Source organism: Clostridium senegalense (assembly GCF_018916625.1).
GTDB classification, from domain to species: Bacteria; Bacillota; Clostridia; order Clostridiales; family Clostridiaceae; genus Clostridium_J; species Clostridium_J senegalense.
In genome coordinates, this window is sequence record NZ_JAHLNC010000001.1 from 127209 (window position 1) to 146377 (window position 19169).

The 19169-nt window shown below is 26.6% G+C and carries 18 protein-coding genes; 1 reads left to right on the forward strand and 17 read right to left on the reverse strand.

Translation table 11 applies throughout. From position 1 onward, the window contains the following. Positions 1-428 precede the first annotated feature (428 nt). From KQI36_RS00680 to argS, 17 genes are all read right to left on the reverse strand, one after another. The gene (locus KQI36_RS00680) at positions 429-1064 is read right to left on the reverse strand and encodes a chloramphenicol acetyltransferase (protein ID WP_216449216.1); all 636 of its coding nucleotides are present in this window, start codon (positions 1062-1064) and stop codon (positions 429-431) included. Between the two features lie 15 nt (positions 1065-1079). After that, the gene (locus KQI36_RS00685; protein ID WP_216449217.1) at positions 1080-1625 is read right to left on the reverse strand and encodes a nucleotidyltransferase family protein; all 546 of its coding nucleotides are present in this window, start codon (positions 1623-1625) and stop codon (positions 1080-1082) included. 345 nt (positions 1626-1970) lie between these two features. After that, positions 1971-3011 carry an aldo/keto reductase gene (locus KQI36_RS00690; protein ID WP_216449218.1) on the reverse strand — a complete coding sequence of 347 codons (1041 nt, stop codon included), beginning with the start codon at positions 3009-3011 and terminating at the stop codon, positions 1971-1973. A 149-nt stretch (positions 3012-3160) separates the two neighbouring features. Next, positions 3161-3955 carry an arsenite methyltransferase gene (gene arsM / locus KQI36_RS00695; RefSeq protein ID WP_216449219.1) on the reverse strand — a complete coding sequence of 265 codons (795 nt, stop codon included), beginning with the start codon at positions 3953-3955 and terminating at the stop codon, positions 3161-3163. Between the two features lie 241 nt (positions 3956-4196). After that, entirely contained in the window at positions 4197-4463 is a 267-nt protein-coding gene (locus KQI36_RS00700) for an ArsR/SmtB family transcription factor (protein WP_216449220.1), read from the reverse strand. 155 nt (positions 4464-4618) lie between these two features. Then, positions 4619-5488 carry a uroporphyrinogen decarboxylase family protein gene (locus KQI36_RS00705; protein WP_216449221.1) on the reverse strand — a complete coding sequence of 290 codons (870 nt, stop codon included), beginning with the start codon at positions 5486-5488 and terminating at the stop codon, positions 4619-4621. A 27-nt stretch (positions 5489-5515) separates the two neighbouring features. After that, positions 5516-7243 carry an ASKHA domain-containing protein gene (locus tag KQI36_RS00710; protein ID WP_216449222.1) on the reverse strand — a complete coding sequence of 576 codons (1728 nt, stop codon included), beginning with the start codon at positions 7241-7243 and terminating at the stop codon, positions 5516-5518. A 2-nt stretch (positions 7244-7245) separates the two neighbouring features. After that, positions 7246-8244, reverse strand: a complete 999-nt coding sequence (locus KQI36_RS00715) for an MtaA/CmuA family methyltransferase (protein WP_216449223.1) — start codon at positions 8242-8244, stop codon at positions 7246-7248. A gap of 26 nt (positions 8245-8270) precedes the next feature. Further along, complete coding sequence (locus tag KQI36_RS00720) at positions 8271-9347, reverse strand: uroporphyrinogen decarboxylase family protein (RefSeq protein WP_216449224.1); 1077 nt, start codon at positions 9345-9347, stop codon at positions 8271-8273. A gap of 91 nt (positions 9348-9438) precedes the next feature. Next, positions 9439-10083, reverse strand: coding sequence for a corrinoid protein (locus tag KQI36_RS00725; protein ID WP_216449225.1), 645 nt, complete (start codon positions 10081-10083; stop codon positions 9439-9441). Positions 10084-10146: 63 nt separating this feature from the next. Then, complete coding sequence (locus KQI36_RS00730) at positions 10147-11223, reverse strand: uroporphyrinogen decarboxylase family protein (protein ID WP_244991443.1); 1077 nt, start codon at positions 11221-11223, stop codon at positions 10147-10149. A 266-nt stretch (positions 11224-11489) separates the two neighbouring features. Further along, positions 11490-11873, reverse strand: a complete 384-nt coding sequence (locus KQI36_RS00735; RefSeq protein WP_216449226.1) for a hypothetical protein — start codon at positions 11871-11873, stop codon at positions 11490-11492. A 12-nt stretch (positions 11874-11885) separates the two neighbouring features. Continuing rightward, positions 11886-12305 (reverse strand): hypothetical protein, encoded by a 420-nt coding sequence (locus KQI36_RS00740; RefSeq protein WP_216449227.1) that lies wholly within the window; start codon positions 12303-12305, stop codon positions 11886-11888. Between the two features lie 163 nt (positions 12306-12468). After that, complete coding sequence (locus KQI36_RS00745; protein ID WP_216449228.1) at positions 12469-13380, reverse strand: alpha/beta hydrolase; 912 nt, start codon at positions 13378-13380, stop codon at positions 12469-12471. Between the two features lie 341 nt (positions 13381-13721). Continuing rightward, positions 13722-14018 (reverse strand): hypothetical protein, encoded by a 297-nt coding sequence (locus KQI36_RS00750; RefSeq protein WP_216449229.1) that lies wholly within the window; start codon positions 14016-14018, stop codon positions 13722-13724. 146 nt (positions 14019-14164) lie between these two features. Further along, positions 14165-15037 (reverse strand): DegV family protein, encoded by an 873-nt coding sequence (locus KQI36_RS00755; protein WP_216449230.1) that lies wholly within the window; start codon positions 15035-15037, stop codon positions 14165-14167. An 878-nt stretch (positions 15038-15915) separates the two neighbouring features. Next, positions 15916-17610 carry an arginine--tRNA ligase gene (argS, locus tag KQI36_RS00760; RefSeq protein WP_216449231.1) on the reverse strand — a complete coding sequence of 565 codons (1695 nt, stop codon included), beginning with the start codon at positions 17608-17610 and terminating at the stop codon, positions 15916-15918. 591 nt (positions 17611-18201) lie between these two features. Between argS and KQI36_RS00765 the strand changes: the two genes are divergently transcribed. Continuing rightward, positions 18202-19068, forward strand: a complete 867-nt coding sequence (locus tag KQI36_RS00765; RefSeq protein ID WP_216449232.1) for a cation diffusion facilitator family transporter — start codon at positions 18202-18204, stop codon at positions 19066-19068. The last annotated feature ends 101 nt before the right edge of the window (positions 19069-19169 follow it).

Here is a 19169-nt window from a genome sequence, read left to right on the forward strand (position 1 = left end):
TACTTTTTATTATTTTAAAATACTATAAACTTTTCTTTTTTATAATCTTTATTATTTTCACCAGTAACCATATAATACCACCCCATATTATTATGTTTATTATAAAAGCAATAGCCACCGAAATATCAAATTCCAAAACATCACCTCATTCAATATACCCTTTATTTAGTTACAATTATATTAATATTCTCTAACATCTTAAATCACTTTTATTCCCACATGTTTATTAGATAAATTACTTATATCTTTTATAATATCTTATTTTACATTCGCTATTGAATAAACCTTACATTTCCTAAAATCACCACCTAAACGCTTCAACCTCCACCTTTTTTACTTACATATAATAGTATAATTCTTAAACCATCATGTCCATACCTTTATTTTACATAATTTCATCATTTTTCTCAATGCTATCATAGTGACTTTTAAAGATAAATTTCTGGATTATTTAATATTTGTTGAATTTTTTCAAAGTACATTCCTATATGAACACCATCTACCAAAGCATGATGTGCTTGAATTGATAATGGCATTTTTATTTTTTCATTTTCTTTAAAATACTTTCCCCATGCTATTCTTGGAATAGTATCAACTGGGCTCATGTGTATAGGATGTGACATACTAGTAAATGATACCCATGGAATACTTGTAATAAATAAGAAATCATCTCTGTTAGGCTCATCTTTAAGATCTACAAACTTTTTTCTTTTATCAATCTCATTAGTCCCTCTACTTACAAATTCATTAAAATCTTCACTAAAGTCTACAGGACAAAAATTAAATACTCCATCATCATTCATTATTGTAAATGATGGACTAACAACATCATGTACTATAACTTTTTCATCTCTAACTCTATATTTAAATTCATTTATAAGATTGGCTGTTTTAGTAACGACATATACAAAGGATATAAAAAAAGGTTTTCTTTTTGTTTTTATATAATTATAAAAATTTGTAATATCTATATTAGCACATACACTAATGTGTGGATAATCTAAATTTTTAAAATGCTCATATTGTTTTTTTCTCTTCCATTGGTCTATATTTAACTCTTTCAAATCAAACTCTCCCTACTACATTAAATTTAACATTTCATATTCCAAATTTTTAGACACTTTTTGTTTCAATGCTCTTTCAAGTATCTCCTTATTTTCTACTCCATTTTTTATAAAATATTCTTTTATTATAGGAACTCGTCCCTTTGGGTCACCCATTAAATAGTATGCTACAATCCAATCTTCTAATGATGATACATTTACTTTTACACCACCTATATCCATTTTGTCTACTATGGTTTTTTCATCTAATAAAAAGGAGTATACATTATCATTACAAACTATTTTAAAATCACCCATAAACTCTATGTTTATGCCATTAATCTTATATCTAAAAAATGCCTTTGTTTTAAAATTATCTTTATATTTAAGTTCTAGCTTTTCATACCTTGCATCCATTACATTCTTTACTTTTTCTACATCTTTAAAATTTATTAATATATCTATATCATTGGGACATTCCCATAAACCTTTATTATAAAGTACTAACGAACCTCCTACTGCCCATAAACAATTCAGTTTATTTAATATTGCACTAACCTCTTTTAACACATTAAAATACATTTTTTCACCTTCTTTCTCTAGGTATTATACAATTTTTTGTTATATTCATACAACATATTTCAAATTAAATATGACTATTTAGAATATAATAAAAATATAGCACCTAAAAAGATGCTATATTTCATGAAATAGTTCTAATTTAATTTTTAAATTATCTATTCCAAAACTTGGATACCAAAACAGTGAGACATGCTCTGAATCACTTAGAATTCAACACTTAATCTTGTATGAAAATATTTTAAAGTTATTCAATAAATGCTTGTTTCCCTATACAAATTGAACTTTAATTTACATATTAAAATTAAAGTTTGAATTTAAAGTAGCAATAAATTATAAATTAGGATTCTATAAAATAGCATCCATATTTTTTATTAAATTCTCTCTTCTCTTACTTCCTATCATAGCAGCATATACTCCTTTAGTATTTATAACATAATCTATAAGTTTTTTATAATCAAATTCACTGTTGTCAAAATCCTTACATTGATTAAGTGGAGAACTTATTGTAACAAATAAATCCAATCTATTTGCAGCTTCTATCGGAGTAACATATCTGTTGTTTACCTTTTGAGTCTTACTTGTAGATGCTTCAGTATTCTTTATATTATATGGCATTTGAATAAACTTAAAATGATGTCCTTCTCCCCCTACTTTTTTTGCTAAACTTACTACTTTTTCTAAAGAAATATGCATTGGATTATTTTCTCCTACTCTAAAAGCATACCAAGTTGCCATACCATAGAATCTTATTCTACCATTTTTAACTTGCTGTTCATAAAATTTAAATAGCTCTTGTAATTGATTATAAAATTCTTTTTCTTTTAATATACTCATTGATAACTCCGGATTGTGTATATACATAATATCAATAGTACTTACTTTTAAATTTTTCATACTATTTTTTAAAGAAAATTCATGTAGTGCACTATCAATTGAATATATAACTTGATTTTCTTCTATTATTTGATTTTCTCTTTTTATTGAAGGTTCTTTTAAAATTATATTATTTATATAATCACTACAACTAATACCTAAATCATAATTGTTATCAATAATACCTGCCTTTGATGATATAACAATTTCATTTCTCTTAATTAACCTTTTTTCATTTATTAAATATTCTAAGGCTTTTCCTATATCTTTTTCTGATCTCATTTCTCTATAAATGGCTGCTGTATCAACATAATTAACGCCATGACTTAATCCATAGATTATACTATCTACATAAAGTTCTGAATGAACTTCCTTAGTCTCCCCAAGATATGTGCCAATGGCTATTGGTAATGTATAAAACCAAGGGGTTCTTCTTAAAATAGAATTATCCACACTCATTTTGTTAAAGTACATCTTCGTACCTTCTAAAGTTGCATATCCATTTATGTCCATAAATCAACCTACCTTTTTAATATTATCTCTATAGTATATTCATATATTAGACTATATATGGTATAAGCTTAAATTCAAATCTATTTTAAAATTACAAAAGGATGATTTATAAACAATTATAAATACATCCTTTTAATATCCTTTATAACTTATTTTTTTACTGCTTTAACAGCTGCAGACATAATATACTCTCCAACTTTTAAATTATGTCCCCATTTTTCTTCATATTCCTTAGGTACTTCTTTTACATCTATTGTTATATCTTCAAAACCAGCTTTATAAAGATATGCTTCTAATTCCTCAACTGAGGATGCACCTGTAACTCATCCACAATAAAGCTTTTCATCATTTTTCATTTCCTCTGTAAGCTCTTTCATTATTACTATATCTGATATAGCAATTCTTCCACCTTTTTTTAAAGCACGATAAGCCTCATTATATACCCTCTGCTTATTAGTAGATAAATTTATAACACAATTAGATATGATAACATCCACTATAGCATTTTCTACTGGAAGATTCTCAATCTCACCAAGTCTAAAATCAACATTTTTATACCTATTTCTTCTACTCGTAGCTCTTGCCTTTTTTAACATCTCAAAGGTCATGTCTACCCCTATTACCATTCCTTTATCGCCTACTTTATCAGCTGCTAAAAAACAATCAAATCCTGCTCCACATCCTAAATCTAATACGGTTTCACCTTCCTTTATATTTGCTATAAGCTGTGGATTTCCACACCCTAGCCCCATATTTGATTCTTTTGGTGCAGATTCTAGTTCTTTCATTGAATATCCTATTTTACTTGATATATCTACTGGTGAATTTTTTATTGTTAAAGTTTTATTGTTACAGCAACTCTCACTTGCACCATTAGCTATTGCAATTGACTTGTAACTTTTTAATACAGCACTTTTTATCTTTTCATCACTTAAATTTTTCATACTATATTCTCCTTTTGTATTTATCTAATATCATTAACTTTGATTATTTATAGGGTTCCAAGTTCACTCTTAAAGTTATCCATTCCAAAACTTGGATACCTAAAATAGTGAGATATGCTCCGAATTACTTAGAATTCAATACTACATCTTGTGCAAAAATATTTTAAGGGTGTTGAATAAATTTAAATTGGAACTTGTTTCCCTATAATTCTCGTTTTCCTTTTTTATTTAATATATATTATCACCTATTTGCAATCACTTTAGTTAATTCTAAAATTTTGAGTACTTCTTCATTTTTTATACTATAATACATCCACATTCCCACCTTACGAGAATCTAAAATATTTGCTTCTTTTAATATTTTTAAATGTTGTGATAAGTTAGACTGAGTAAATTCAACATCTTCATTCAATTTGCACACACATAACTCTTCTTTAGATAATTTTTCTACTATTTTTAATCTTATTGGATGGGCCAAGGCCTTTAAAATTTTTGTTTCCTTCTCCATAAAATCCTCCTTAAAGAAAAACATACTATATAAGTATTTTCTAATATACTTATATAGTATGTTTTTTATTTATTATTGTCAATACATTTTTATTTTTCCTATAAAAAAACCAGCACCTAATACATTTTAGTAATTAGCGGGCTGGTTTCTAAATTTTATTTTAATTCTAATAATGTTATTATGTTATCACTTTTATTTAAAAAAGTTCTTTTTATACACCAATGTCCAACAACAATTAATTTATCATTTTCTTTATTTAGTGATAAATTAATTAAATTCTCTCCATAAGTTAACTCTTCATTTCCGTGAATACATTTTTTATTAACAAAGTCACATTCTTCTAAGGATGTAGATGTTCTACCACATATGTGAAATAAAACATTATTACTTATTAAAATGTCTTTCACACTTCTTATAATATTACACGTCATAGTACCTGTTAACTCTTTAAAATATTTAGGTCCAATTATATCTATATTACCAACAGGGTCTGCATACGATATAACTTTAACTCCATTTTTAATAGCTTCTCTAATATATTCTACTATACCTTCTTCTATCAAGTTTAAAAGTTTTTCTATAGCATCTTTATTTTTTCTATATAATTTATAAAACAACCTACTATCCATAAGTGAAGTAACTATTGTCATAGGACCTTCTACCATTAATACAACATTTTCCTTATCTTCACTTAAATTCTTTACAGAATCTAATACTTCTTTTATTCTACCTTTAGAAAAATTTATTGGCCTTATTTTTTCTAAATCCTCAACACTATTAATTAAATATTCCCCAACTCTTGATGATGTGTTTTCATCTGCTAATTTTATTATACCTCCAAAAGCTTCAGCCTCTATAGTATTACAAAATGGCACTTTACAAAATACATCATTTCTTATTTCTTTTATTTCCTTGGAAATTTTTGACATAAATTCGTTGGTATTTATCCTAGTGTAAAAGTCTGGATAGCAATCACATATTGTTTTAGGTATACTTTCTATATTATCACTAACACATTTAAACATATTTTTAATCACCTTTATTTATAAATTTTAAAAACTTAATTCTTTTACAAAATGCTTTTGAAATTCTTCACTAGTTGAAAGTTCTAATATTGATATCTTTTCTTTTAAGTCTATCATAGACTTTAATACATCTTCATTTATAGTTGCGAGCCTTGCTCCTTCTAAAGATGTGTTTCCTAAGAAATCTATTTTACCACTAAATCCTTTTGGAATAAGCCCTATACTGGTAATGCTTTCACCTTTAACATGATATCCGAAAGCTCCAGCTATATATGCATTTTTCACATTTTCTATTGATATACTCATTTCTTTTAACAACATAGTTATTCCTGCTGCAATTGCTCCTTTAGCTAGTTGAATTTGTCTAATGTCCTTTTGCGAAATATATAGATTATCTGTTATATAAAATTTTTTCTCTTTTAATTTACTTTTTAATTCATCTGGTAATTCTTTATTAAATCTCCCACTGCTTAATATTACATTAGCTTTTACAAGTTCTGCAGCTATATCTAAAAGACCACTACCACATATTCCTATTGGCTCTGAATCTCCTATTACTGAGTATTCAATATGATAATTTTCATCTATTTTAAATCCTTCAATAGCTCCTTCTTGAGCTCTACATCCACAACTTATATTCATACCTTCTAATGCTGGACCAGCTGCTGTGGATGTACCCATTATCTGTCCATTATTTATAGCAACTATTTCTCCATTAGTTCCTATATCTACAAATATGCTACACTCACTACTTCTATCAAATCCACTAGCTACAACTCCAGCAATTATGTCTGCGCCAACGTAAGCAGATCCATTAGGTAGAATTAAAATTGTACCTTCATGATTTATATCTATATTTAAATCTGTAGCTTTTATTTCTAACCCATTCAAAAATATCGGTCTATATGGCGCTTTTGCTAATGAAATAGGGCTAATTCCCAATAATAAATGTAACATTGTAGTATTACCTGCAATAGCTATATTATAAATGTTTTTTCTTTCCCCTATTCCTCTTATAAGTTCTCCACTTAATCTATTTATTTCTAGTATAATTGCCTTTTGTAAGTCTTCTAAACCGTTAGGATTCTCCATACAATATGTTATTCTTGTTAAAACATCTCCACCAAATTCTGTTTGAGGATTTAATGAAGATAATTTATTTAAAATTGTTCCATTTTCTAAATTTATAAGATAACTGGATATTCCTGTTGTTCCAATATCTATTGCTACTGAGTAAACTTTTTCTATCTTACTATCTATATCTAATATTGTTGCTTTATTTTTCACAACTTCAAAAGAATCCACATTTTCTGATTCTAACTTGTAAATTTTTTCATAAAGTTCTATTGAAGATACATCCCCATTTACATACTCTATATATGGTATTGAAACTTTATTATCTAGATTATTTACTAATTCTTTTTTTATTTTAGGTAACACTTTTACATCTATTGATTTACCTTTAGTTACTGTTTTTAAATTTTTATTGTTTTTAATAAATTGTACATCAACATCCCCTTGAATCTTTGCTACACATGCAAGTCTTTCATTTTTTTCTTTATTTATAAAAGGTAATTCTATAGTATCTATTTCATTTAATTTACCCTTTGCAATAACTTTACATTTTCCACAAATGCCAATACCATTACATGGAGTTTCTAATTTTAAATTGTTGTTTCTTATAACTTCCAGTATAGTTTTTCCTTCTTCACATTGTACCTTTAGATTCTCATCTATAAAATGTGCTATTGCCATTCCTATCTTCTCCCTTTCACATAATCCGTCATAGCTCTTAAATTTTCTTTTGGAGTTGACATACCAAGTCCACAGGCTGGTGAAACTATATCAACACCAGAGTTAATACAATTTTCTGTTACCCTTATTATTCTTTCTTTATCACCTTGATGTAATAGTAAGGTACTTACATTCCCCATAAGTGCTTTATTTATTTGTTTTCTTGCACTTCTCATATTTACTATAGAGTCAAAACTTACTGCATCAATATCTAAGTCATCTAAACTTTCTATAATATTTTTTGTATCACCACAAATATGGATTATTACAGGAGTATCTAGTTCATGTATTTCAGTTAAAAACTTCTTATACATAGGATACGCAAATTTTTCAAAGTTTTTTCTTCCTAGAATTTCACCTGTAGCTGTAGGATCTGATATGGCTATAACATCTGCTCCTGCATTAATCATAGCTTTTGCATAATCTATAGAGTAATCATTTACATATTCTATAAATTCATATGCTAAATCTGGATTTTTTCTAAACATTTTTATAAGCTTTAAAGGATCTACAATAGAAGTTGCAGTACTTATGGGACCAGTTATATTACCTATCACTGGTACTTCATTATTTTTAAGTTTTTCTATAGCCTTTAAAACAATTGGCATTCTTTTATCTTTTATAGGATTTATATCATATTTTTTAATAATTTCCCCTATCTCTTCTTCATTATATTTGGTTACTCTTGGCTCTACTGTTTTATCTCCGAAACTCAATTCTATACCTAATGGTTCTGCCTCAACAGTCATACAAAATGGTACTCCATAATTTTCAAAGCCAATTTCTTCATTCACCATTTTTGCTGCCATTACCATACCTTCTAAATCACAATTATGGTTTTCTTTAATTTCTTTTAATATATCAGTAACAGCTGCATTCATCATACCACCTGGACATATAACTGGAGGCCTGTCTACCTTTTCACCTTTTAAAACTTTTAATAATCTTTCCTTTTCATTCATAACTAAAACCTTCCCTTTTTAATTTTTTAAAGTTTACTTATGTCTATAGGATATCTTCCATATATTCTAGCTGCATTCATAAGCGCTTCTATATTTTCAATTTTAGTTCCAGTAGGAATTTGACATCCAGTTCTTAATATATATCCTTTAGGACTTCCATAACCTTTTTTTATACAACTTTTAGCTTCATTCATAATTTCTTCTATGGTTCCATTCTTTATAGTTTCTACTGGCTTAACATTACCTGAAATACAAATTTTGTTACCTAATATATCTTTTGCATCTTTAACATCCTCAATATTATCTATACTTATAGATGTTATTCCTGTTTCAGCTACTAAATCCCAAATTTCTTTACTTTTACCACAAATATGAATACCCATTCCTCCACCAGTTATTTCTTTAACCTTGTCAACACATTTTTTCTCATAAGGCATAGAAAATTCTTTATATTGCTTTATACTTAAAAGACTTGTAGATGATACTGGGTCTGACATTGAAAAACCTACACCCAAATTTGATGCAGCTTCTATAATTTTCATATTACATTGTGTAACAATATCCAAAAGAATATGAAGTTTATCAGGATTTTTTATCATAGCTCTTAAAAGTTTGTCTGTTCCTATAACAGCTGAAGCTGCGCTTAGTGGGCCTGCTAGATTAAATCCCACATTTACAACTTTAGAAAGTCTATCAACCACTTTAGCTAATGCTTCTAAACAAATAGGAATCTTTCCATCTTTAAATGGGTTAATAACATCTAAATTATCTACATCTTTTATATCCTTTAATATCGGTTCTCCAACATAAGATATATTATTCTTTGGAAAAACTAATTTACTTCCTAAAGCTTCTCCAACACCTCTTAAGGTTGTATTTATTCCAACTGAATCATGACCTAATTTATTAAACAGAAATTCTTCTAAATCTGCCATTTTATCTGCTGAGTGATAATACTCATTAATTGTTATTCCTATAAGTGGTGCCATAGACTCTCCCATATGAGGCATACATGGTATTCTATCAATTTCTAATCCCTTTGAAAAAGCTGACATTCTTTCTTTAGAAGTCATTTCATCTTTTTTAATAATAATTTTCTCCATATTTTCCTGCAACTCCTTTTAATATATAAAAATGCTCTATAAAAAATTAAGAGCATTTTTCCATATAATAATTATTAAATTATTTATATTTCTAGATTACAAAGACTTCTTTTACTTTTCTAACTGCCTCATTTGCATCAACTGTATAAAAATCTGCACCTATTTCACTAGCAAATTTTTGAGATACCGGACCGCCACCTATCATAACTTTAAATCTTTCTCTAATATTTTTATTTTTTAAATTATCTATAACACTCTTCATTCCTGGCATAGTCGTTGTCATAAGTGTTGACATACAAATGATATCTACCTCTTTTTCTTCTGCCTCTTCAACAAATCTAGTAACTGGAACATCCCTGCCTAAATCATATACAGTAAATCCTGCTGCTTCCATCATTACTTTTACTAAATTTTTTCCTATATCATGAGTATCCCCTTCTATAACTCCTATAACAACTTTTAATGGTTTGTCTAATATTCCTCTATCTAAATGAGGCTTTAAAATATCTAACCCTTCATTCATTGCATCTGAACAAATTAGTACTTCTGGAAGAAAATATTCCTCTTCCTCATATAATTTTCCTACTCTATCCATACCTTTAATTAATCCATTATTTATAGTTTCATAAGCAGGAATTCCCACTTCTAAAGATTTTTCACATAACTCTCTAGTTACATCTTCCTCCATATCTACTATGGCATCACTAATATTTTTAAATAACTCTTCTTTATTCATAATAACTACCTCTTTTCCAAAACTATATAATTACTTTTATTACCTTTTTATTACCTTTTCATATTAAAGTTCATCTACATTAATTGGGTATCTTCCGTATATTCGAGCTGCATTCATGAATGCTTCTATATTTTCAATTGGTGTTCCCATAGGAATTTGACATCCTGTACTTAAAACATATCCCTTAGGACTTCCATAGCCCTTTTTTATACATAATTTAGCTTCATTCATTATTTCTTCAATTGTTCCATTTCTCATAGTATCTACAGGCTTAACATTACCTGAAATACACACTTTAGGTCCTAATATTTTTTTAGCTTCTTCTATATCTTCAGCATTATCAATACTAAAAGAAGATACTCCAGTTTCTAAAATTGATTCCCATATCTCTTTGCTTTTACCACATATATGTATGCTAGTTCCTTTTCCAGAAAGCTCTCTCATTTTATCTACACACATTTTTTCATAAGGCATAGAGAATTCTCTAAATTGTTTTACACTTATTAAACTTGTAGATGACACTGGATCTGACATTCCTAAATCTACACCTAAATTTGCAAAAGCTTTTACTATTCTTAAGTTTGTTTCTGTTACTATTTCTAACAATGTATGAACTTTCTCAGGATATTTTATCATTCCTTTTAATAAGTTCTCTGTTCCAACTACAGCTGCTGCTGCACTTAGTGGTCCTGCTATATCACTTCCCACATCTACTTTATCACCTATTTTTTTCACTATAATTTCTAGCGCTTTTAAAGCTAATGGCAATTTTCCATCTTTATATGGATCTGCTGGTGAAAGATTATCTACTAATCTTATATCTTTTAATACTGGTTCTTCTAAATAAGATACTCCATTATTAGGATAAGCAATTTTGCTTCCCATAGCTTCTGCTACTCCTCTTAAAGTAGTTCCTACCCCTACTGAATCATGACCTAATTTATTTAATAAAAATATTTCAAGTTCTGCCATGTATTCTGCAGAATTATAATACTGATTTGTTGTTATACCCATAAGTGGTGCCATTGTAACTCCCATTTGTGGCATACATGGTATCCTGTCTATTTCTAAACCTTTAGAATAAGCAGCCATCCTTTCCTTAGGCGTCATTTCATCTTTCTTAATAATTAACTTGTCCATAAGGCCCCTCCTTTTCACTGTTCTTCAACTGTATTTTAAAGTATTTATCAATTCTATTCCAATAGAAAAAGGCTATAGAATATACAATATCTATCAGTATATTCTATAAAGTTACATTTTATTACTTATTTTTCTATTAACATTTTTTCATATTAAATATAATTTATTAAATAATAAAAACCTACATTAAAATATTGTAGGTTTCTTATGTATATTAAAATTTTACATAAAATTATGAAGTAGTATTTTAGTTTGATTCTATATATTTAAAAACTTTCTACTTTGCAATCTTCCATATATATTACTAATCCTAAAAAACCATTGTTAATCTTTTTTAAAGTCCCCTTTATTAAAATATTATCACCTTTTTTCAAACTTTCTATCTGCTCAATATCATAACGTTCAAATTCAAAATTTCCTCTAATAATATTGTAATCTTCAATAGATTTTATTATTATTTTTTCATCTTTTTTTTCAATTTTATCAATAGTAGTTTTTACTACTATTTCAGTATCTTTAGTTCTATTATATTTAACTTCATTATATTGCATCATCACTATATCTTTTAACGTCATAGGTTCTATTGCAATTACATTTTTACACCAAAATACAGTTATTATAATTGCAAAAATAGCAAACTTTTTCTTCATATTTACAGCTCCTTAATTACTCTCTATATTTTCATATATTGTACAGTTATCTAATTTTAATGTTCTAACTCCACATTCTGTCAAAACACCCTTTATTGATACTTCTGTCCATACTTTTAAATCACATATTTTTTCTATATCAGAACTTTTCATTATACATTTTGCTCTTTTATCTAAATCAATTGTAGGTGTATTTTCTAATGGAGAATTGTGCTCCTTTATAAATATTGCTATCTCATCATCCTTTTCAGTTATTTTGTATATCTTTCCATAAACTACAATTTCATTATTTAAATACTTTTCTTCATATAGTTTTTTGTTATCATACTTTAAATCAAACACATTTTTTACATCAGTTGGATTTCCATAACAATTTGAATACCCTATTAAACATATTAAGATTGAAATTATAGTAATACTTACTCTTTTCAAATTAATCCCTCCTCCATGAATTTTCCATATTTAAAATTAATATTCTACCTATGATTGTTTTTTATTCATAAATCTTACCAAAATTTTTAATTACTTATAAAAATAAAATTAGCTGTCTAAAACATAAAATTATTATTTTAGGCAGCTAATTTAGATTTTGATTTTAATTTAAAACATTATTTATAAATTCATGAACTGTATCTTCATATTTTTTCTTATCCTTGTCATATGCAACAACATGTCCTGCATTTTCAATTATAAGTAATCTATCTTTTTTTCCATTTTTAACTTTATACATTTCCTTACTCATAAAGCAAGGTACTGTAGTATCTGCTGTTCCATGTATAAACAAAGTTGGAATTTCACTTTCTTTTATATCATCTATTGGTGATACATCATTCATTGAAAACTTACATTTGATTTTAAATACCATATTTAGAAATGGATATATCGGTGTTAGAGGCACTTTGGCTTTTTTAAATTGATATTTTAAAATTTCCTTTCCATTTGAGTATCCACAATCAGCTATTATAAAATTTATTTTTTCTTCATGTATACCACCATACATAAGAACAGTTGCAGCACCCATAGATTGACCACATAATCCTATAATAACATCTTCACCTAACTTTTCTTTAATTTTTTCAACCCATATATCTAAATCTTCTCTTTCTAATATACCATAGGTTGGATATTCTCCATCACTATCACCATGCGCTCTTACATCTATTTGTAATATGTTGAATCCATCTTTTAAAAATATATCGATGTATTGAAGAGTTAAATAATGGTTTGCTGTATATCCATGGCATAATATAATAACCTTTTTGTTATTAGGAAATTTATTTATATAATATCCCTTAAGTTTATATCCATCCTTACTTACAACCTCTAAATTTTCATATTCTATACTATCATATAAACTTATATCATAGCTCCCTCTATTTTTTAAAACATTAAAAGCTTCTTCTTTATCTTTCTTTTTTCCTAATATAACTTTTCCATAAGAGTAATTAACTAAATATACTACTGTTAATACTAAAACTAACAATAAAAATATAATTATTTTAATCATAGTAAATCATCCCACCTTACACTACTTAAACAATACAATTATATTCAAAAGAATTTTTTCAGTCAACAAAGTATTCTTATATATAAGGTTTCAAGTTAAATTTTAAGCTTATTCATTTATCACCTGAGAAAACTTTAAATTAGTAATGAGACATACTCTAAATAACTTAAAGTTCGATACTAAATTTTGTATAAAATTTATAAGGTGACAACAAATTTTAAATCTGTTGTCACCTTATTTTATATAAAAATTTTTATAGAATAAATCCATAAAAATTAATTATTAGTTTAACATCATTTCTATTAATATATATTTTTAAAATAATTATTTATTCTAATTTTCTATTTTTTACATATATATATTAAAATAATTATTATACATAAGCCAATAAAAAAAGGACTACATACTATAAATGATAATACTGCAATTATGCTGGTTAAAATACCACCTATAGTTACCCCTATAATACCTAATGAGGCTATCACTGGGAGAATTATAACTAATATAATTATAGATGCTATTATACTCATTAAAATACCTAACCCTATTCCAACACCTTTTATAATAAACTTACAGGTAATACAAATTATATAAAATATGAAAATTACCATAGCTAAAAAACATAAAATACTTATCATAATATTAATACCCCCCCCTATATTATAATAGTATTATATAATTAAATTTATTTTACATTTTTTGTACAATTTAACATATTTTTAATATAATTTCAAAATAAAAAGTTTACTTTATGTCTTAATAAAGTAAACTTTCTACCAATCTTTTAACTATTTCTACTCTCACCAATAAAAATAACAGCAAGCGTTCCCGGTCCACCATGTGCTCCGATTACAGCTCCCATAGAATTTAAAATAACCGTTTTTATATTATTTTCTTTTAAAACTATTTCTTTAAGTTCATTTGCCTCTTTTTCACAATCTGCATGGGCTATAAATATAATTTGATTTTCTATATCAAATGCTTTTTCTTTAACTTGAGAGCCTAAATATTTAATTGCTTTTTTTCTTCCTTTTATTTTTCCAGCTTGAATAACTTTACCTTCATTATTTATAGTAAGTATAGGTTTTATATTCAATAAAGATCCAACTGTTGCTGCTGCAGATGAAATTCTTCCACCTCTTTTTAAGTGGGATAAATCATCTACAGTAAATGCATGTAATATCTTACCTTTATTTTCTTCTATCCAATTTACAACTTCATATTTATCCTTACCGTCTTTTAACATCTCACAAGCATAGTAAACTAAGGCTCCTTCTCCTAAAGATGCACTTATAGAATCTATTATGCTTATATCTGCATTTTCATATTTTTCTAAAATATTTTGTTTTGCTATATTAGCACTATTAATTGTACCACTTAAACCTGAAGATAATCCTATATATATTATACTTTTACCTTCTTTAACATATTTTTCAAAAACTTCTTCAAAAGCATAAATGTTTACTTGAGATGTAGATGCCGTTTTACCATCTCTTAATTCCTTATAGAAGTAATCATATTTTAAGGTATCACCTAAGTCATCTAAAATATACTCATTATTTAAATTCACACCTAAAGAAAGAAATTCTATATTATTATCTTTAATATAATTTAATGGCAAATCACAAGCCGAATCTGTTATAAGCTTTATATCCATTTACTTTCGCTACTAAAATATGCATTTTAGTAACTTCCTCCTTCCAATCCCTTCATTTATATCTTTTTTCTCTTTATAATCCATATTAAATCATTTTCTAAATTTCTGTTTATTAATGACCTTTAAGATAGTTTGCTATTTTAAAATATTAATATTCAATAAAATTTAAATAAACGATATCTTATCAAGATATCACATTATAACATAACTTATTTTGATATTCAAATGGTTTGATTATCAAAATAAGTTCGCCGTCTAACTATTTATTGCAAAATACATTTTGGGAACTATTATAGGGTTCCAAGTTGATAGCTAAAATTATGTAAGGAATTTATTGTTAGAAAAAATGGTAAATATAACTTTAAACCGTCATTCAGTTAGTTATTTCGAGAAATTCTAATAATATTTTTTAAAATTTTATAAGAATTTCTAAGTCACAACTAAAAATCATAACTAACTTAAAGTTCTATGTATCATTAAAAAATATCTTAGGTAAGCGAATAAATCAAAAATTCAGTTTGGAACCCTATATAGTGAAACAAGCTCAAATTTAAATTTATTCAATAACTTTAAAATATTTTCATACAAGATACAGTGTTGAATTCTAAATGATTCAGAGCATGTCTCACTATTCACTCTTAACTTTTAACTAAAATAATCTGTTAGTTATTGATAAAATATTAATTTGAGTTTTCTCATTTTATAAATGAATAAGTCTAAAATTTAATTTGCAATCCTACAGTGTGTTGTTAATCTTAAATTTTCTTAATTTAATAAATTACACATATAAATCATTGCTTAAATAAATGTAATTATACATAAAAAGAGCTATTGACTAATTAACTTTTATTAGTTAATTTTCCAATAGCTCTTATTTTCTACATTTTTTCTACGACTTCTAAACCTATTAAAGATAATCCATTTTTCAATACTTGAAGTGTTGCCTTTACAAGATTAATTCTTGCATTTTTAATTTCTTCACTTTCTGAGTTTGCTATATTGTGAGCATTATAAAATTTATTGAATGCTTTAGCAACATCTATACAATATCTTGTTACCATACATGGTTGAAGTTTATCTAATGCAAAATTAATTACATTTTCTAAATTTCCAAGTTCTTTTACAAGTTCAAATTCCTCTTTAGAAGTTAATTTGCTATAATCTATATTTTCTTCTAAACCTTCTCCAACTTTTCTTAATATACTTTTTCCTCTTGCATAAGTATATTGTACATAAGGACCTGTTTCACCTTCAAAACTTAGCATCTCATCCCAGTTAAATACTATATCTCTTTCTCTATTATTTTTAAGATAAGTAAATACTATTGCTCCTATACCAACTTTTTTAGCCACTTCTTCCTTATTTTCTAATTCTGGATTCTTTTCATTTATTATTTCTAAAGTTTTAGCTACTGCTTCATTTAATAAATCTTCTAAAAATACAACATCACCTTTTCTTGTTGAAAGCTTTTTATCAGCAAATCTTACAAGTCCAAATCCTACATGTGTACAATCATTAGCCCACTGATGACCCATAAGCTCTATTGTTTTAAATACTTGATTAAAATGAAGCGCTTGATCCTTTGCAACTACATATATATTTTTATAAAAATCATAAGTTTTTTTTCTATAAAATGCTGCTGCTAAATCACGAGTAGCATATATTGTAGCTCCATCTGCTTTTTTTATTATACAAGGAGGCATATTATATTCATCAAGCATAACTACCTTTGCTCCTTGGCTATCTGTTAAAAGTCCCTTTTCGTCTATTTCTTCTATAACTGCATCCATTTTATCACTATAAAAACTCTCACCTGCAAAAGAATCAAAAGATACATTTAACATTTTAAATAACTTATCAAATTCTTTTAAACTTAAATCTCTAAATCTAGTCCAAAGCTTAACTTCTTCTTCATTGCCATCTTCAAGCAATTTAAAATGTCTTCTACCTTCATCATTAAGAGATGGATCTTTTTCTGCTTCATCATGAAACTTAACATAAACCCTTAACATTTCTTTTATAGGTTCTTTTTCTAATGCTTCTTCATCGCCCCAATTATTATAAGCATATATAAGTTTACCAAACTGTGTTCCCCAATCACCTAAATGATTTATTCCTATAGCATTATATCCATGAAACTTAAATAATTTATATAAAGAATTTCCAAGCATTGTAGTAAATAAATGTCCTACGTGAAAAGGCTTTGCAATATTAGCTGAACAATACTCAACTATTACATTCTTTCCATCTCCATCATTATTACTACCATATAAATCTTTTTCTTTTAGAATTTTTTCTATAGTATTTTTTATAAGAATTTCTTTATTAACAAAAAAATTTAAATATGGTCCAAAAGCTTCAACTTTTTCAAAATTATTATCCTTTATTTTTTCTTTTAATTCTTGTGCAATCATCTGCGGTGCTTTTCTCATTGATTTTGCTAATGAAAAACAAGGAAATGCATAATCACCCATATCTGACTTTGGTGGTATTTCTACTAATTTTTCTAACTCATCTATTGATATATCTACATTTGAAGATAATATACTTGCTATATGATTTTTGTAATCCATTTAAAATTCCTCCTAATTTTTTATAATAAAAAAACCGCCTCTTTACAAAAGTAAAGAGACGGGTAAATATCCGTGGTACCACTCTATTTGATCCTAATTATAAGATCCTCTCAAAATTTAACGCTATTTAGCGGCAATTCTTTGTTACCTTTTACTAAAACTAACTTTCTAAAATTGCATCTCCAAGGGTCTATTCCTATAGCAATTGCTACGCTTTCATGTCACCACTTAAGCTTCTTTGAAATATAAGGCTCACACCAGTTCCTTACTCGCTTAATTTCTTTAAAGAAAGTACTATCCTTTTCATTGATTTTTTCATTAAATTATATATTACATTATATACATATACTTAATTTTGTCAATAGTTTTTATCATTTATTTTTTTTATATAATTTTAAAATTATCTTTCCCCTTATGCATTATATATATTCATTACTAAATAACCGTTGTTTTCATTCTCAATTGATAATAAAATCCACATATATTTTTATTTAGTTTTTATTCACAAAACAGGAATTTTAGTATATTATAGTTAGTATACTTATATATAAATAAACTATTTATGTTATATCAATTGATAATGGAGGAATTATGAATAACAATTTAAAAATCGGAGTAAAAGTTAGTAAAAACACTATAATAGTTAACGGACTATTATCTTTTGTAAAAATTTTCATTGGAATTATATCAAAAAGTAATGCAATGATAGCAGACGGAATTCACTCTTTTTCAGATATAATAAGCACTTTAGGTGTTATTATAGGTTTAAAACTTTCTAGCAAACCTGCTGACGAATCTCATCCTTATGGACATGAAAAAATAGAAAGTTTATCTTCACTATTTTTATCTATATTACTTTTCATAGTAGCTATTGGTATTGGTTTTACTGGTATTAAGAACATAATTTCAGGAAATCTTAATGTTCCAACTTCCATTGCAATATTAGGAGCTATAATTTCTATAATAACTAAAGAATGGATGTATTTTTACACAATGAAATATGCTAAAAAAATAGACAGCCCATCTCTAAAAGCAGATGCATGGCATCATAGATCTGATTCATTATCATCAATCGGAGCGCTTCTAGGAATTTTAGGCGCTAGAATGGGGTTTCCTATATTAGATTCATTAGTAGCTTTAGTAATCTCTATTTTAATAATTAAAGTTTCTTATAATATAGCAAAAGAAAGTGTATCTCAACTTATAGACCAATCTGCAGATAAAAATACAGTGTTAGAAATAGAAAACAAAATAAACTCTATAGATGGAGTTGAAAATATAGATAAGTTAAGAACAAGGCTTCATGCTAATAAAATTTATGTAGATGTTTCAATTTCCGTAAATTCTAACCTTACGGTAGATGAAGGCCATTCAATAGCAACAAAAGTTCATAATTTAATAGAAGAAAACTCTAATATAAAACATTGTATGGTCCATATCAATCCATATAAAGCTTAATTTTTTAATCTTAACAAAGAAGCGCAATATATTAATGCGCTTCTTTATATTAATGCCAATCTAATAAATATTTGAATAACTTTAATAATCTAAGGCTTGTA

Bases quoted from the DNA above. Each gene is read 5' to 3' on its own strand.
- KQI36_RS00715 (WP_216449223.1), bottom strand. From the start codon at position 8,244: ATGAATGAAAAGGAAAGATTATTAAAAGTTTTAAAAGGTGAAAAGGTA.
- KQI36_RS00745 (WP_216449228.1), bottom strand. From the start codon at position 13,380: ATGATTAAAATAATTATATTTTTATTGTTAGTTTTAGTATTAACAGTA.
- KQI36_RS00750 (WP_216449229.1), bottom strand. From the start codon at position 14,018: ATGATAAGTATTTTATGTTTTTTAGCTATGGTAATTTTCATATTTTAT.
- KQI36_RS00690 (WP_216449218.1), bottom strand. From the start codon at position 3,011: ATGGACATAAATGGATATGCAACTTTAGAAGGTACGAAGATGTACTTT.
- KQI36_RS00765 (WP_216449232.1), top strand. From the start codon at position 18,202: ATGAATAACAATTTAAAAATCGGAGTAAAAGTTAGTAAAAACACTATA.
- KQI36_RS00735 (WP_216449226.1), bottom strand. From the start codon at position 11,873: ATGAAGAAAAAGTTTGCTATTTTTGCAATTATAATAACTGTATTTTGG.
- argS (WP_216449231.1), bottom strand. From the start codon at position 17,610: ATGGATTACAAAAATCATATAGCAAGTATATTATCTTCAAATGTAGAT.
- KQI36_RS00685 (WP_216449217.1), bottom strand. From the start codon at position 1,625: ATGTATTTTAATGTGTTAAAAGAGGTTAGTGCAATATTAAATAAACTG.
- KQI36_RS00755 (WP_216449230.1), bottom strand. From the start codon at position 15,037: ATGGATATAAAGCTTATAACAGATTCGGCTTGTGATTTGCCATTAAAT.
- KQI36_RS00720 (WP_216449224.1), bottom strand. From the start codon at position 9,347: ATGGAGAAAATTATTATTAAAAAAGATGAAATGACTTCTAAAGAAAGA.
- KQI36_RS00705 (WP_216449221.1), bottom strand. From the start codon at position 5,488: ATGTTTAAATGTGTTAGTGATAATATAGAAAGTATACCTAAAACAATA.
- KQI36_RS00725 (WP_216449225.1), bottom strand. From the start codon at position 10,083: ATGAATAAAGAAGAGTTATTTAAAAATATTAGTGATGCCATAGTAGAT.
- KQI36_RS00700 (WP_216449220.1), bottom strand. From the start codon at position 4,463: ATGGAGAAGGAAACAAAAATTTTAAAGGCCTTGGCCCATCCAATAAGA.
- KQI36_RS00730 (WP_244991443.1), bottom strand. From the start codon at position 11,223: ATGGACAAGTTAATTATTAAGAAAGATGAAATGACGCCTAAGGAAAGG.
- KQI36_RS00710 (WP_216449222.1), bottom strand. From the start codon at position 7,243: ATGGCAATAGCACATTTTATAGATGAGAATCTAAAGGTACAATGTGAA.